The sequence below is a fragment of the Jezberella sp. genome (assembly GCF_964834465.1).
This window is the reverse complement of sequence record NZ_CBAZRM010000004.1, coordinates 94,092-106,401: the sequence shown is the minus strand read 5'-3', so window position 1 is coordinate 106,401 and position 12,310 is coordinate 94,092. Positions and strand designations below refer to the sequence as shown.

Genomic DNA, 12,310 nt, shown 5'->3' with positions numbered 1-12,310 from the left:
GGGTAAAAGTTTAATTGAGCACGAAAAAATTGAGCACTAATCACCTGTGTTTTTAGTCTCAATCAGCTCGCACACGTCAGACTCAGGTGCTCGATACCATTCTGGATAGAACTCTTTTGTCACGGGACCATCTAGGCGCCACGCGTGGCAACCGCCAAGCATAAACGGCTTTTTCGTTGACTTGTTGGGATCTGAACGCCGACGACCAGACATCGTCTGTATGGCGACTGTTGGCAAAACAGATGTCAGTTCACTGATGTGAGTGCAACCACTGGTCGTACCAAAGCGGTCTTTGACTTGTTGTCGAAAACTCTTAAGCAAATTCATACCAATAAGCTCTTGATATACCGGAGCAATTTCTGTGCAACGACCATCAAAAGGCGCCGAGTCGTAGACTGCTTGAGCCTGCACGATCTCGAAAGTGTGATCAATGGTAATGCGCACATGCATGTGGTGAAACGCAAAGCCGGCCGGTCTGATGCCGCCATCATTTTGAGTGAAATCGTAAGATTTCGTGTCAATCAATTCGGCTTCGATATCCCACAGGCCGTCTTCTCTCTCAAAAGAGTGCACCTGAATCGATCGATTATGCATCGGCTTTCGGGCAACGGCGGGCTGGGGTAGAGGCATGGGCAAGGATTTTGGTAGAGAAATCGCATTGAACCGTATAAATATACCGCAATGCAACAAGAACTTGAGTATAGCGCATGCCTAATCAATATCGTCTTCTCTCAACCCAGACTTCAAGATCTTGTGAATAACCTCATTCGAGAAACCTCGGGCCGCCAGAAAACGCCCTTGTTTGGCATATTCATTGGCATCTTTGGGTGATCCTGCTCGACCAAACCGTTTGAGCCAGACTTGATAAGCCCTTTCTCTCTCCGTGCCTTTAAGTTGATCCTTCACTTGCGCGATCTGCTGCTCGGAAATCCCCTGAGCCTTCAAGGCTTGAACGATCCGCAGGTTGCCGTGCAAACCTGCCTTACGATGAACTAAACCATGAACATACCGGCTGTCTGATTGCCATCCGCCCGCCACCAGCTCATTCAAAAGGGTCTCTAATTGCTCTGGGTTGTCGCAATGGGGCTGCAACTTAGCCGCTAACTCGGCTCGACTGTGCTCACGTCTTGACAACAATGAGACGGCCCGGGCTTTGAGGGAAAGCCCAGGCCGCTTTTTTACTGCCGATCCTGGTACAAAATCGTCGTCTGACATGGCATTGATAATTAGACGGCATCATCCAAAGCAGGGTCTTCTGCAACGACCGCTTTACTGGCCTTGGACGTTTTGGCAGGGGCTGCGACAGGGGGTACGCCACCCACGCGCAGCGACACCCCTAGCTTTTCTCGAACTTTATTTTCGATGTCAATCGCCATCGCAGGCCTTTCACGCAAATACTCACGCACATTATCTTTACCTTGGCCAATTCGCTCGCCACTATAACTGAACCAAGCACCCGCTTTGTCAACGACGCCTGCGACCACACCCAGATCAATGATCTCGCCTTCGCGTGAAATGCCAGACCCATACATGATGTCGAACTCTGCTTGTTTAAACGGTGGTGCTATCTTGTTTTTGACGACCTTGACGCGAGTTTCGTTACCAACAACCTCATCACCCTTCTTGATCGAACCAATACGTCGAATATCAAGGCGGACGGAGGCATAAAACTTCAACGCATTGCCACCCGTGGTGGTTTCAGGACTGCCGAACATCACCCCGATTTTCATGCGGATCTGATTAATGAAGATAACCATACAGTTAGTTCGTTTGATGCTGGCCGTCAACTTACGCAGCGCCTGACTCATCAATCGGGCCTGCAAGCCGGGCAAAGAGTCACCCATCTCACCTTCAATTTCGGCCTTTGGGACCAAAGCCGCAACAGAATCAATCACAATCAGATCAACGGAACCCGAGCGAACGAGGGCATCGGTAATTTCTAGGGCTTGTTCACCGGTGTCAGGTTGCGAGATAAGCAAATCCGTCAGGTTGACGCCTAATTTTGACGCATACTGGACATCAAGGGCATGTTCTGCGTCGATAAAAGCGCAAGTGCCCCCCACTTTTTGCATTTCGGCAATCACTTGCAAGGTCAGCGTCGTTTTGCCAGAAGATTCAGGGCCATAGATTTCAATGACGCGACCCCTGGGCAAACCGCCAACGCCCAGTGCAACATCCAACCCCAAGGAGCCCGTTGAGACGACTTGAATATCGTGCTCAACCTCATTGTCGCCGTACCGCATGACCGAACCCTTACCGAACTGCTTTTCAATCTGCGAGAGTGCCGCTGCTAACGCCTTGCCTTTCTCGGATGAGCCAGCCTTGAGGGTTTTATCGTCCATTTATATATCCTTAAACTTTGATCGGTGCGCAGACATCGAGGTCTTTCGCAATGCGGAAATTATGACATCCAAATAATACTGTACATAACAACAGTATAGCGAAAAAATCCTCGCACATCTTCGACTTCGTTGCCTCGTGAACGTCTTTTTTCAAGATTGTTGTTATTTTGTGCTCTCGCTCAACCAGGGCGAACCATGCACCAAAACCCGCTCATTGGCTTCAGATTAAAGCATCCAAAGCACCAAACTAGGGCTGATACCAATAGGATTTACCCTAGAAACTGTCTTTTAGGGTGCATTCAATGGTGACGCATCGGATTATTGTGGCAACTAGATGACAGCACCTCAGTGGGTGCTCACGTAGAACTTAAACAGACCGCATAGGAAATTGCCATGATCGACCCAACGGTTGCCAAAATTCAAGCAAATCCGAAGTACTTAGAACTCAAAAGAAGACGTAATACCCTTGGCTGGAGCTTATCCATCGCCATGCTCCTTGCTTATTACGGTTTCATTTGCCTGATTGCGTGGAATAAAGCCTTTTTGTCCACACCAATAGGCACGGGGGTCACCACCATCGGCGTGCCCATTGGCCTAGGATTGATTGTTTTTACCGTGCTCATCACGCTCTATTACGTGAATCACGCCAACAAAGAGTTTGACGGGTTGACCGCAGAAATCCTAGAAGAGGCAAAATAATGAAATTCGTTCACAAATTACTTGCGATCTCGCCTTTTGTGGCCGCTGCCAATCTGAGTGTCGCTGCCGTTGATGTTGGCCAGGCTGAAAAGCAAGCCACTAACTGGGTTGCCATCATCCTGTTCGCGTCGTTTGTCGCCTTGACACTGTGGATCACCAAATGGGCGGCTGCAAGAACCAAGTCTGCCTCTGATTTCTATACAGCAGGCGGTGGCATCACGGGCTTTCAGAACGGCCTGGCGATTGCAGGCGACTATATGTCGGCGGCATCATTTTTAGGTATTTCTGCGATGGTGATGGGTGTCGGCTATGACGGCATCATCTATTCAATCGGTTTTCTGGTCGGCTGGCCAGTGCTGACATTCTTAATGGCAGAGCGGTTGCGTAATTTAGGTAAATTCACGTTTGCCGACGTCGCCGGGTACCGCTTTAAGAATGGCCCGATCCGCACCTTTGCGGCATCTGGCACCTTGGTGACTGTTGCATTTTATTTGATTGCTCAGATGGTGGGTGCAGGGCAACTGATCAAGCTGCTGTTTGGTCTGGACTACTACATTGCAGTGATCATTGTTGGCGCGCTGATGATGGTTTATGTGCTTTTCGGGGGCATGACTGCCACCACCTGGGTGCAGATCATCAAAGCCGTCATGTTGCTGAGCGGCGTGACCTTCATGGCCTTCATGGTGCTCAAACATTACGGTTTCAGCCTTGAGGCATTGTTCGCAGATGCGGTCAAAGTCAAAACCACCATCGCGATTAACAACGGTAAATCTGCCGCAGAAGCCGCCATTATTGGTGGATCGGTCATGCGTCCTGGCGGCTTTATCAGTGATCCGGTGTCGGCCATCTCGTTTGGCATGGCGCTGATGTTTGGTACTGCAGGTTTGCCACATATTTTGATGCGCTTCTTTACCGTCCCTTCGGCTAAAGAGGCTCGCAAATCGGTATTGTGGGCAACGACCTGGATTGGCTACTTTTACGTCCTCATCTTCATTATTGGCTTTGGCGCAATCACGTTGGTGTTGACCAACCCAGCAATGGCAGATGTTGCTAAGGGGGTCATCAAAGGTGGTGCGGGTACGGCAAACATGGCGGCAGTCCTGGTCGCTGAAGCGGTCGGCGGCAACGTGTTCTTCGGCTTTATTTCTGCGGTCGCCTTTGCAACCATCTTGGCCGTGGTGGCGGGCTTAACCCTCTCAGGCGCCTCTGCCGTCTCTCATGATCTGTACGCAACCGTATTCAAGGGCGGCAAGGCTGACAGCGCCTCAGAATTGCGAGTCTCGCGCATCACTACCCTTTGTCTTGGCCTTGTCGCCGTGGTCTTAGGGATTGCCTTTGAAAAGCAAAATATCGCGTTCATGGTGGCACTGGCTTTTGCGGTTGCTGCGTCTGCCAACTTCCCTGTCTTGTTCATGTCGGTGCTCTGGAAGAACTGCACCACGCGTGGCGCGGTCATTGGCGGATTCTTAGGATTGATCTCTTCGGTTGCGCTGACCGTGGTGTCGCCCGCCGTCTGGGAGGCTGTCATCGGTCATCCTAAAGGGTCGGCATTATTTCCCTACGCCTCGCCTGCGCTGTTCTCGATGACTATCGGTTTTGTCGGGGTCTGGTTTTTCTCGATCACGGACAACAGCGACCAAGCCAAGACCGAGCGCGAACTTTTTGCAGCCCAACAAGTTCGGTCAGAGACCGGATTAGGCGCCTCAGGGGTGTCTGGTCACTAATACAACAACAATGAAGATAACGATCAAGGCCAGTGCGATTCAATTGCTCTGGTCCTATCAAGCCCCTTCGGGGGCTTTTTTATTTAGGTGCGGATCCCGTGGTTGTTACAGACAGCTGCCGACGAAAATAACGCAATACGGTACCTAACAAGGGGACTTTTTCATAAACTTGTTTGGCCGCATCCCAATAATCGCGGTGAACGGTAATCAAGCCTTGCTCATCAATTTCGAATTGCGTGCATCCTGCGATTGTGTGCGTGTGACCTCGCAACACAAATTCAAATGTCCAAACCATGAAAGCTTCGTGGTCATGGCTCAATATTCGATCAATGGTAAAGCGCGGTCCCTCGAGCGTGTCGAACATGTGCGCGTAAATTGCCTTGACCCGCGCAATCCCTTCGACCTCATTAAATGGATCTGAAAAGCTCGCCTTCGCGCTGTAAATCGTGTCAATCAATTCGAGCGATTGAGGCGTCAATTGCTCAAACCACGTTGCAATCGTTTGGTAGCGAGGTCTGGTGCTGTCGAGTTCGGCCATGGCTCACTCACATTTTGGTGGTTTTGTGCAAAATCGCAAAACGAATCGAATACGGCAAACGACTAATGAATCGCAGCACCCCGCCAAATACCCGAGGAAAGCGAATTTCAAACTGCCCTCTTTCAAAACCGACCATCATGGCGCGTGCCGCTTCAAGGGGGGTCATGAGACCTGGCATTTCGAAATCATTGCCAGAGGTCATGGGCGTTTGGACAAATCCCGGACTCACGAGATAGATAGCCAGGCCTTTGGGCGCGAGTTCAAAGTAAAGCGTCTCGGCCAGGTTGTTCATGGCAGCCTTGGTCGCGCCGTAAATCATCGCTTTCGGCAAACCCGTGTAGCTGGAAATACTCGCAATCATGGCAATGCCTCCGTGCCCCTGCTCAAGAAAGTAAGGGACAACGACCGATAAGCCGCGATAGACGCTGACGACGTTTAAATCGAAACTTTTGACCGCAAAGTCGATATCCTCTGCCTTGAAATCCCAGCTTTGGATGGGGTCGTAGCGGGCCGCCCCCATGACGATCAGATCTAGCCCGCCCATCTTTTGCACGGTTTCCGACATCGCCTGTGGCCAGGCGGCTGAATCGCTCGCATCAAATGCGACCACATGCGCTTTGGGATGCGCGCCTGCAACTTGAGTCAGCTCGCCAACACGCCGCGCAGACACTGTGACCGTGGCGCCCGCCTGCAACATGGCGCTGGCCAGTGCCGCACCAATACCGCTTGAGGCGCCAACGATCCAAACGCGTTGTTGACCCCAAGCGACAACAGGTTTGTTCAGTGGTTTGAGCCAAGAAAACATCATGGGCGACCTGCGGTCAGATGGCTGGCGGGCGATGTTGCCACCGTGTCAGATCTCTTACGAAAAAACAAGGTGACCTCGCCCAAATCAAAACCGAACTTAGACATCGTCGAACGATTCAACATGGTTTGGCCATCCATCTGCCACATCCAATCATCGAAACTGACCTCATACACCTTACCGTCAACGGGCAGCTTCAACACGTACCTCCAGTGCAAGGCATTACCTGATACGTGGCCAATGGCAATCCCAACAACGTCGTCGGCGGTGCCCTGCCAGCTGCCATCTGCCTGCCGTTTCAGTGTCCAGACTCGGCGCTGTTTTTCGCCATCAGAGTAAAGAAAGTGCTCATCAAGCGTGCCTTCATCCTGTGATGTCCAGTTCGCTTGTATTTCGACCGTAAATCGTCGTGCAATCTCACCTGAGCGTTTTTGAAAAACACCCCAGGCATCGATCGACCCGTTTAGAAAAACAGGCAAATCCAATTTCGGATTTTCATTAGCATATTGAGTGACATCAACCCCACTGCAGGCAGTCAGCATGGCGGTCGATAAAGACGCGACTATCGCTTTAAGTTTCATTGACGAGCTCCTTGTACTTCGGGTGCCCCAGCAGGATGCTGGGATACATAATCCATATCGCTATGATTTTGAATAAGGTCGGTAAAAAAGCATAAAGCGCTGCGACAGCAGCCGCCGTCGTCGGCTCACCTGGTCGGTAGTTCAGGCTTTCAAGTAACGGCAAACTCAAGCCGGCAGCCAAGGCAAGGGCGAGTTTTGCGACCAGAGCCCAGAGGCCGAAATAGAAACCTGTCGTCTGGCGATGCGACACGGGGATCGCATCGGCCAACATGGCCACGGGTAAAACCAGATCAACCCCAAGCGCCGCACCTGCCATGACACAGACGGCGGCGTACCCAAGCACAGCGCCTTCGCCTAAAAACAGCACGCAAAACAGCGCACTCATTGAAATCACCGTCCCCACCAGCCATGCCCTTGCTTTACCGATACGTGCTGCTAGCCATACCCAGCCAGGCAAGGTCACCAGGCCAGCGAAGAAATACAGACCAAGAAACAGCCCTGTCCACGCTTGCAGCATCAATACATCGTCAATGTAGAAAAGGACTAAGGTGGCGGGCACTGCGACGGCGATCGCGTTAAACAAGTAAAAGCACAACACCCGGCGAACACTGGGTGGCGACAACGCAAAGTGCCAACCGCCGAAAGCGGCATTGCTCATCTGGCGTGGCCGAGCAGTGAAGCTCAGGGTCACCAGCGCGCCCATGATCAAGAGCGCAACAAATAGCCATGAAAAAAACTGATAACCAAGCCTGACGCCAAAACGGCTGACCCAAACGCTCGGTAAAATCGACGCCAGCAATACACCCAAGAGCCCTGCCGTCTCGCGCCATCCGGCAATACGAGTTCTTTCATGGGTGTTATCGGATAATCGTGTGCCCCAGGTGAGGTAACAAACATTGATCAGACTGTGTGAGGTGTAGACAATGAACAGGGACACCGCTAACCAGACTAACAAGCCAGACTCAGAAAACTGAGGCGGCGAAAACAGCATCACAAACCCACAGGACAACCCAATAACGGCAAAAGAGATCAGTATCAACCAACCGTACTTTCTGGTTTGAACTGCGTCAACCAGTCTACCTATCCACGGGTCTTGCACAGTGTCCAGTATACGCGTGGCAAACAGCACGAAGCCAAGCGCCGCTAAGCCGACCCCGAGACTGTCACCGTAGAATTTCGGCGAAATCATATAGATAGGTAGCATCGCCATGGCGAGCGGCAAACCTAGCGCTGAATAAGCAAGTCGCTTTTTAGGGGTCACGGCGTTTGACCCAACAGCGCACGGCGCAATGCGGGCTCACTGGTTTGGGGGCTTAACCAAATCGAGGCGAGACGATCTGCCAAAGCGGCTTGAAGAACGCCGGTTGGCCTGTCGTTGAAATAGAACTGCGCATGATCACCAGGGTAAAAAACCCCACTGATGTTGTCCAATTCATTGACATCTCGAAATACCGTCGCCAATTGTTCTGCCCAGTCCGGATGCTGCTCAACTGGTGCACCGAGTCTATGCATCCGATCTAGGGACGCATTGATAATTTGCGTTCGACTGATGTCACGCAAATAGGTCAAAGACAATACAAAGGGCTTATGCGGCTCATAATGCCCTTCTTCTGCCCAAAGCTCGGCAAGATAGACGGGGAATCCCATCACGCGTAAGCGCCCTTGGCCCACTCTTTTTGCACCGGGCAAGACCTGGCTCCAACCAGATCCGATTTGCCCCCGAGCAACGCCATGGCACCCGACCGCAGCCAACGCGGTGGTTAAAAGGCGGCGGCGCTTAATGTCCATTGCTTAACATCCGTTCTGTGTTCACGGAAACCCGCTTCGCAATACGCGAGGTACATTCTCCAAATACGTATGAAAGCCTCGTCAAACCCTTGTTCACGAACGGCTGCAATTTGATTTTCAAATTTTTGAGCCCAGCGCTTCATGGTTTCCGCATAATCTAAACCCATCGATTTCACTTGCAATTGCTTTAAGCCGGCTTGCGTGCATTCGCGTAAAAACCGCGACGGACTCGGCAACATCCCACCAGGGAAGATGAATTGTTGAATGAAATCGGTGCCCATCCGGTAGGCGTCAAAACTTTCGTCCTCAATGTCAATCGTTTGCACCACGATGCGCCCTTCCGGGCGACAGGCGCGAGCCAGTACTTTGAAATAGCTTGGCCAATGCAACAAGCCCACCGCTTCGAACATTTCAATCGAAACAACGTGATCGAACTGTTCGGTCACATCCCGATAATCCTGTAACCTGATGTCGACCAAATGCGCGTACTGCAAACGCTGCATTCTTTGTCGAGCGAAATCGAGTTGTGCGTCGGACAGGGTGATGCCCACTACCTTGATCCCGCGCATCGCCGCACGTTCAGCAAAACCACCCCAACCACAACCAATCTCAAGGATGCGCTGCCCTGATTTGGCCTCCAGCTGATCCAAGATGCGATCGTATTTTCTATCCTGAGCTACTTTAAGATCTATTGAGAGGTCATCTTCAAACAAAGCGGCTGAGTAGGTCATCGACTCATCAAGCCAAAGCTGGTAAAAACGATTGCCTAAATCGTAATGACTCAAAATATTACGACGACTACCTCGCCGGCTGTTATCGCGCAACACCCAATGCTTGAGACGTTTAAAAATCAGCGCCCACTGATGACCATTGATGGCGCGAGTCAAAGCGTGGTTACGTAGCGCCAAGGTAAACAAGGCGAGCAAATCATTTGAATCCAACCAGCCGCGACGCAGACTTTCTGCAAAACCAACATCACCCTGTCTCATGATCAGACCGGCGGCACGCCAGTCGTAAATACTGAGTTCCGCATGCGGTAACTGCCCTGAGTGGCCAAAAAGGAGGACAGACCCATCTGGCATCTTCAGTGTCAGTGACCCCGTCGACAATTTCGATAGCAAGTGGGTAAACAGTCGCGCAGTTAAAGGCAGAGATTTCAGCCGGCGCGACAACCCAAGTTCATTAGCTCTCATGAGGATGCCTCAGCGTTATCAGTCATTTCATTTTCAGGTAAAACTGGCACGGGATGATACTGCGCCCCTTTTCTCCACAACTTGAAGGCTTGCCAATGAATTCGCGCCATGACACCAAAGGTCATCATCGGCATTGTGACGAGTGCCTTGAGCAGACGCGAGGTGCTATAGGCAAACGACTGCGTTGCCAGCGCGGTCAGCAGCACTGGCCTGTCTGCCTCAGGCGGATCAAAATAATTGATGGATACCCGATTGGTTTGCCCAAGCGTTCGCAGCTTGAACTCGTAGCGACCAGAGACAGGAAAAAACGGTGACACATGAAAAACTTTTGCACAGCTCAGCGTTGTCTGCTCATCAATCGGCCCGAGATGATCGGCCACCAAGAGATACTGGTGCCGCTGCCCGAACGTGTTGTTAACTTCGGCGAGTACCACGCGTAGCACCCCTCGCTGATCGTGTAGCAACCAAAAACTGACGGGATTAAAAACATAACCCAGAACGCGGGGAAAACATTGCAACCATACCGCCCCAATATCTAGCGCCACGTCAGCTTCAATCAAGCGCGACTGAAGCCACACCATTAAGTCGCTTCCATCTCTAGCGCCATGGTCACGCGACTGAAAACTCACCAGCCGTGACTGATCAATACCAAACAACCACGAACCCATTTTTTTGAGCTCAGTGAAGCGGTCAATGCGGTACCGCATACAAAAAACGCGATAAACGAACCGGTGGATAAACGGGCTCAGTCTCGCATGCATGACTCTGCCGAGGCAAATTTCAATCAACGAGTCATTCATAGACCGGATCCCAAGGGGGTCGAAGGCCAAAATCACGAACGACTCGTAGCGCGGATTTCAATCCATCCTCGTGAAAGCCATAACCCGTCCATGCACCACAAAACCAGACGCGATCCAATCCTTGAATGCTAGGCAGCTTTTTTTGAGCAGCAACCGCCCAATGATCGAGTACCGGGTGCTCGTATGCAAAGCGGGCAATTGTTTTGCTCTCTAAAGGTGCTTGATGCGGATTGAGCGTCACGATGACGGGTTGTTTAAACGGCAAAGGTTGTAGCAAATTCAGCAGATAACTCACCGCAACCGGCCGATTTTCGCCTTGCCTTGGTACGCTGAGATAATTCCAAGCGGACCAGACTTTTTTACGTCTTGGAAGCAAGGCTGCGTCGGTGTGCAGCACCGCCGCATTAGCTTGATATTTGAAGGCGCTCAATACGGCACGTTCCGTCTCGTGAGCGTCAAGCATCGCCAGCGCCTGTGGCGCGTGACACGCCATCACCACTGCGTCAAACCTCTCCTCGCCTTGTGTCGAAAAAACAGAGATCTCTGTCTCTCGCCGCTGCACGCGTTGCACACCTGTAGCGACTCTCGTGTCTGTCATGTGCTCAAGCATCGCCTTGACATAGACGCGAGAGCCACCGAGCACAGTCCGCCATTTCGGACGGTTTTCTATTTGTAATAGCCGATGATTTAAACAAAAAGCTAAAAATGAACTTGCAGAGAACTGCAAAATATCGGTGATCGATGCTGACCAGATCGCCGCCGCCATGGGTAATAAATACCAATCGCGCATAGGTGATCCGTAAGCTTCTTTGTCCAGCAACTCTCCCAACGTTAGCGGATGAGCCGTAGCTTCTTCGAGATACCGTTGCGCCTGGCCATTGAACCTCACAATGTCTTTCAGCATGCTCCAGAAGCGAGGTCGAATCAAGTTCTTCGATTGCGCAAAGACAGTGCCTAGATTGGTTCCTGCCCACTCGAGGTCTGGCTCAGCGACTGACACGCCGAACGACATATCGCTCTCGTGCACGGGCACCTTGAAATACCGGAATAATTCGATGAGGTTAGGGTAAGTCAGGTCGTTATGTACCAAAAAACCTGTGTCGACCGGCGCAGTGACGCCGTCCAAGGTCACATCAACGGTATTTGAGTGTCCACCAAAATAAGGTTGTGCTTCGAACAAGGTAACTTGATACTGTTGACCCAGCAGCCAAGCTGCGCTCAATCCTGAAATCCCGGCGCCAATCACGGCGATACGGCTGCCCGGCACAATACCGGATTTGTTAAACAACGCTGGTGTCGTCGCAGAATGACTCATGCCTTTAATCCTAACAATGCTGATCGCAACGTCGGACTGTGCGTATCAGGGCCTAACCAGATGGCGGCAAATGCACCTGCAAATGCTGGGCTCATCACCTCACCCAAGGCGTTAGTTGCCGAGTAAAACTTTACCCCTTGGTTTGGCAAAAACAAGCCAATCAAGTGATCTCCCAGCTTTACATCAGGCAGAATTTTCGACAAACCTAGCTTCCACTCGGAAAGCACTGAGGCATCACATCGACTAAGCCGTTCGATCTCGCGCATGGTGGTGTCAACAATCTGCTGGGCATCGATTGTCCGCAGATAGGCTAAATCGAGCGCAAAAGGTTGACTTGGATCAAAATCGCCTGGCGCATATAACGTTGCTCGGTAAAGTTTAAACACGCTCCAGTGAAACACGCCGCTGCCGCACACGGACCAATTGGCAGGCCACTGGTGTGTCACGACAGGGGGCAGCGTACCAAGCACGTTTTCTGACATAGATATTGATGAGTTTGAAATTAAAAATACTGATTAGTATAAA

General features: G+C 51.4%; 14 protein-coding genes. 2 read left to right on the top strand and 12 right to left on the bottom strand.

All coding sequences use genetic code 11. The features are described 5' to 3' along the window. Positions 1-36: 36 nt before the first annotated feature. The 3 genes from AC1W8Y_RS04235 to recA form a co-directional block, all read right to left on the bottom strand. Positions 37-630 (bottom strand): DUF2889 domain-containing protein, encoded by a 594-nt coding sequence (locus AC1W8Y_RS04235; protein WP_482013222.1) that lies wholly within the window; start codon positions 628-630, stop codon positions 37-39. 81 nt (positions 631-711) lie between these two features. Next, a complete protein-coding gene (recX, locus tag AC1W8Y_RS04230; protein ID WP_482013221.1) occupies positions 712-1,215 on the bottom strand; it encodes a recombination regulator RecX in 504 nt (167 codons plus the stop codon). An 11-nt stretch (positions 1,216-1,226) separates the two neighbouring features. After that, on the bottom strand, positions 1,227-2,342 hold the full coding sequence (gene recA / locus AC1W8Y_RS04225) for a recombinase RecA (RefSeq protein WP_482013220.1): 1,116 nt from the start codon (positions 2,340-2,342) through the stop codon (positions 1,227-1,229). Between the two features lie 393 nt (positions 2,343-2,735). On the opposite strand from recA, the gene AC1W8Y_RS04220 reads away from it, so the two are divergent. Beyond that, positions 2,736-3,041 carry a DUF485 domain-containing protein gene (locus AC1W8Y_RS04220; RefSeq protein WP_482013219.1) on the top strand — a complete coding sequence of 102 codons (306 nt, stop codon included), beginning with the start codon at positions 2,736-2,738 and terminating at the stop codon, positions 3,039-3,041. After that, the gene (locus AC1W8Y_RS04215; protein ID WP_482013218.1) at positions 3,041-4,765 is read left to right on the top strand and encodes a cation acetate symporter; all 1,725 of its coding nucleotides are present in this window, start codon (positions 3,041-3,043) and stop codon (positions 4,763-4,765) included. The genes AC1W8Y_RS04220 and AC1W8Y_RS04215 overlap by 1 nt, the downstream gene beginning before the upstream one ends. A gap of 79 nt (positions 4,766-4,844) precedes the next feature. Here the strand turns inward: AC1W8Y_RS04215 and AC1W8Y_RS04210 are convergent, their stop codons facing one another. Genes AC1W8Y_RS04210 through AC1W8Y_RS04170 form a run of 9 tightly spaced genes read right to left on the bottom strand, consistent with a single transcriptional unit; the run spans position 4,845 to position 12,267 of the window. Beyond that, the gene (locus tag AC1W8Y_RS04210) at positions 4,845-5,303 is read right to left on the bottom strand and encodes a nuclear transport factor 2 family protein (protein ID WP_482013217.1); all 459 of its coding nucleotides are present in this window, start codon (positions 5,301-5,303) and stop codon (positions 4,845-4,847) included. 7 nt (positions 5,304-5,310) lie between these two features. Next, positions 5,311-6,111 carry an SDR family NAD(P)-dependent oxidoreductase gene (locus tag AC1W8Y_RS04205; RefSeq protein WP_482013216.1) on the bottom strand — a complete coding sequence of 267 codons (801 nt, stop codon included), beginning with the start codon at positions 6,109-6,111 and terminating at the stop codon, positions 5,311-5,313. Beyond that, on the bottom strand, positions 6,108-6,689 hold the full coding sequence (locus AC1W8Y_RS04200; RefSeq protein WP_482013215.1) for a DUF3833 domain-containing protein: 582 nt from the start codon (positions 6,687-6,689) through the stop codon (positions 6,108-6,110). Before AC1W8Y_RS04200 ends, AC1W8Y_RS04205 begins: the two co-directional genes overlap by 4 nt. Further along, positions 6,679-7,950: an MFS transporter gene (locus tag AC1W8Y_RS04195; protein WP_482013214.1), complete on the bottom strand. Its 1,272-nt coding sequence runs from the start codon at positions 7,948-7,950 to the stop codon at positions 6,679-6,681. Before AC1W8Y_RS04195 ends, AC1W8Y_RS04200 begins: the two co-directional genes overlap by 11 nt. Beyond that, complete coding sequence (locus AC1W8Y_RS04190) at positions 7,947-8,477, bottom strand: chalcone isomerase family protein (protein ID WP_482013213.1); 531 nt, start codon at positions 8,475-8,477, stop codon at positions 7,947-7,949. The genes AC1W8Y_RS04195 and AC1W8Y_RS04190 overlap by 4 nt, the downstream gene beginning before the upstream one ends. Next, positions 8,450-9,670: a class I SAM-dependent methyltransferase gene (locus AC1W8Y_RS04185; protein ID WP_482013212.1), complete on the bottom strand. Its 1,221-nt coding sequence runs from the start codon at positions 9,668-9,670 to the stop codon at positions 8,450-8,452. The genes AC1W8Y_RS04190 and AC1W8Y_RS04185 overlap by 28 nt, the downstream gene beginning before the upstream one ends. Beyond that, the gene (locus tag AC1W8Y_RS04180) at positions 9,667-10,470 is read right to left on the bottom strand and encodes a DUF1365 domain-containing protein (protein WP_482013211.1); all 804 of its coding nucleotides are present in this window, start codon (positions 10,468-10,470) and stop codon (positions 9,667-9,669) included. The genes AC1W8Y_RS04185 and AC1W8Y_RS04180 overlap by 4 nt, the downstream gene beginning before the upstream one ends. Next, positions 10,463-11,785: an NAD(P)/FAD-dependent oxidoreductase gene (locus tag AC1W8Y_RS04175; RefSeq protein ID WP_482013210.1), complete on the bottom strand. Its 1,323-nt coding sequence runs from the start codon at positions 11,783-11,785 to the stop codon at positions 10,463-10,465. Before AC1W8Y_RS04175 ends, AC1W8Y_RS04180 begins: the two co-directional genes overlap by 8 nt. Continuing rightward, the gene (locus tag AC1W8Y_RS04170) at positions 11,782-12,267 is read right to left on the bottom strand and encodes a chalcone isomerase family protein (RefSeq protein WP_482013209.1); all 486 of its coding nucleotides are present in this window, start codon (positions 12,265-12,267) and stop codon (positions 11,782-11,784) included. The genes AC1W8Y_RS04175 and AC1W8Y_RS04170 overlap by 4 nt, the downstream gene beginning before the upstream one ends. Positions 12,268-12,310: the final 43 nt, after the last annotated feature.

Bases quoted from the DNA above. Each gene is read 5' to 3' on its own strand.
- AC1W8Y_RS04235 (WP_482013222.1), bottom strand. From the start codon at position 630: ATGCCTCTACCCCAGCCCGCCGTTGCCCGAAAGCCGATGCATAATCGA.
- recX (WP_482013221.1), bottom strand. From the start codon at position 1,215: ATGTCAGACGACGATTTTGTACCAGGATCGGCAGTAAAAAAGCGGCCT.
- recA (WP_482013220.1), bottom strand. From the start codon at position 2,342: ATGGACGATAAAACCCTCAAGGCTGGCTCATCCGAGAAAGGCAAGGCG.
- AC1W8Y_RS04220 (WP_482013219.1), top strand. From the start codon at position 2,736: ATGATCGACCCAACGGTTGCCAAAATTCAAGCAAATCCGAAGTACTTA.
- AC1W8Y_RS04215 (WP_482013218.1), top strand. From the start codon at position 3,041: ATGAAATTCGTTCACAAATTACTTGCGATCTCGCCTTTTGTGGCCGCT.
- AC1W8Y_RS04210 (WP_482013217.1), bottom strand. From the start codon at position 5,303: ATGGCCGAACTCGACAGCACCAGACCTCGCTACCAAACGATTGCAACG.
- AC1W8Y_RS04205 (WP_482013216.1), bottom strand. From the start codon at position 6,111: ATGATGTTTTCTTGGCTCAAACCACTGAACAAACCTGTTGTCGCTTGG.
- AC1W8Y_RS04200 (WP_482013215.1), bottom strand. From the start codon at position 6,689: ATGAAACTTAAAGCGATAGTCGCGTCTTTATCGACCGCCATGCTGACT.
- AC1W8Y_RS04190 (WP_482013213.1), bottom strand. From the start codon at position 8,477: ATGGACATTAAGCGCCGCCGCCTTTTAACCACCGCGTTGGCTGCGGTC.
- AC1W8Y_RS04185 (WP_482013212.1), bottom strand. From the start codon at position 9,670: ATGAGAGCTAATGAACTTGGGTTGTCGCGCCGGCTGAAATCTCTGCCT.
- AC1W8Y_RS04180 (WP_482013211.1), bottom strand. From the start codon at position 10,470: ATGAATGACTCGTTGATTGAAATTTGCCTCGGCAGAGTCATGCATGCG.
- AC1W8Y_RS04175 (WP_482013210.1), bottom strand. From the start codon at position 11,785: ATGAGTCATTCTGCGACGACACCAGCGTTGTTTAACAAATCCGGTATT.
- AC1W8Y_RS04170 (WP_482013209.1), bottom strand. From the start codon at position 12,267: ATGTCAGAAAACGTGCTTGGTACGCTGCCCCCTGTCGTGACACACCAG.